Source organism: uncultured Nocardioides sp. (assembly GCF_947488025.1).
In the GTDB taxonomy this organism is placed as follows: Bacteria; Actinomycetota; Actinomycetes; order Propionibacteriales; family Nocardioidaceae; genus Nocardioides.
Genome location: NZ_CANKYS010000036.1, coordinates 1 through 1,404 on the forward strand (window position 1 = coordinate 1; position 1,404 = coordinate 1,404).

Annotated in this window: 1 protein-coding gene; it reads right to left on the reverse strand. The window is 68.6% G+C overall.

Translation table 11 applies throughout. The features are described from left to right. Positions 1-24: 24 nt before the first annotated feature. Entirely contained in the window at positions 25-1,293 is a 1,269-nt protein-coding gene (locus tag Q1B24_RS21775; protein ID WP_299933074.1) for an ISL3 family transposase, read from the reverse strand. Positions 1,294-1,404: the final 111 nt, after the last annotated feature.

A 1,404-nucleotide genomic window follows, 5' to 3' on the forward strand; every position in this document is an offset into this window, starting at 1 on the left:
GGGCTCTCCTGACTGATCCGTGGGTCATTTCCGGCCCGGGAGGACGGGGCGGTGGCCGCCGAGGTTGAGCATCGCCAAGGCGATCAGCGCTTCGGGTGAGCGGAACCCGAACGCGATCCGGGTGATGAGCCGGATCTTGGTGTTTACCGATTCGATGCGTCCATTCGAGAGTCCGTGCTCGATGGCGGCGAGGATCGCGGCCCTGTGTTTGACGATCCGGCGTTGCAGGTCGATGAACGCGGGGATTCGGCAGCGACGGGCCCAACCGATCCAGATGTCGAGCGCCTCTTTGGCCTCGCTGTGGGGGAGTTGGAAGACCAGCCGCAAGCCTTCCTTGAGCAGGTAGGCGCGGTGCAGCCTGGGGTCGGTCTTGGCGACCCAGGCCAGCTTGGCCTGTTGTCGGCTGGTGAGGTTCTCGGGGTTCTTCCACAGCGCGTAACGGGCACCCTTGAGCGCCTTGGCGTGCCCGCTGGCCCGGCCTGCGCGGCGCTGGGTGACGGCGCCACGGCTCTCGTTCCAGGCTTGTCGGCGGACCTCGTCGAGTGCGTCGGTGGCCCACCTGACCACGTGGAAGGGGTCGGCACAGCGGACCGCGTTCGGGCATTTCTCAGCAACCACGGTGCTGATCCAGTCCGCCCCGTCAGCGGAGATGTGGGTGATCTGGACGCTGCGCTCGGGGCCGAGGGCGTCGAAGAACCCCTCCAGGGTGGCCTTGTTCCGCCCGGGCGCGGCCCACACCAGCCGGCCGGTGTCGTGGTCGACGACCACGGTCAGGTACCGGTGTCCGCGCTTGTAGGAGATCTCGTCGATCCCGAGCCGCCGCAGGTCGGCGAACCGGTCGTGCAGGGCCTCGACGTCGGCCCAGACCCTGGTGATGATCGCCCCGACGGTGCGCCAAGCAATGCGCATCAGCTCGGTCACCGCCGTCTTGGAGCACTGGGTGGCCAGCCAGGCGACCTGCTCGTCGAAGACGTAGGTGTGTCCGGTGCCATGACGGGCCCAGGGCACCGCGGCCACCGTCGGACCATGTTCGGGACACCTCACCCGCGGCGCCTCGGCCTCAAGCACCACCCGCACGGTGCCCAGGTCCAGCGCCCGCCACCGCCGCCGTCCTTCGCCACGGTCATAGGCCGGCGCTCGCCGCTCGCAGCGGCCGCACCGGCCACGGGCCCTTGCCCGAGCCCGGGGCCGGACGTGGGCCACCAGCAGCTCTTCGTCCTCGTCGAACTCGATGTCCTCGACGACCGTCTTCTCGACCCCCAACAGGGCGCGCCATAAGGTGGCGTTCTGCACGCCGTTCTCCGCTCCTCGGTTCCTGTTCCTCAACAGCTCAGAAACCTAGACAGGGAACGGCGTGCTCACGTTTCAGACGCGCAGGGCACCCACGGATGCGTCACATGAGCC